The sequence below is a fragment of the Paenibacillus sp. sgz302191 genome (assembly GCF_057749925.1).
This window is the reverse complement of sequence record NZ_JBYLHY010000133.1, coordinates 1-255: the sequence shown is the minus strand read 5'-3', so window position 1 is coordinate 255 and position 255 is coordinate 1. Positions and strand designations below refer to the sequence as shown.

The following is a 255-nucleotide window of genomic DNA, read 5'->3' as shown; positions in this document are numbered from 1 at the left end:
AGGGCGGAGTGAAGGAAGAGTATGCGTTTGACAAAAACAACCGGTTGATGAAGCTCGTGAACAAGAAACCGGACGGCAGCCTTATATCCGAGTACGCTTATGCGTACGACGACGCAGGCCGACAAACAGCGAAAACCGACAGCTACGGCACAACGAATTACAGCTACGATGCGGCGGGAAGAATCGAAAAAGCCGAGGCGCCGGGCAAAACGACCGTCTACGCGTATGACCGAAGCGGCAACCGGCAATCCCAGA

Annotated in this window: 1 protein-coding gene; it reads left to right on the top strand. The window is 54.9% G+C overall.

The window, feature by feature from the left end; all coding sequences use genetic code 11:
• The coding region (locus tag AC3G2T_RS38925; protein ID WP_488438841.1) for a hypothetical protein at positions 1-255 on the top strand (255 nt) is incomplete at both ends.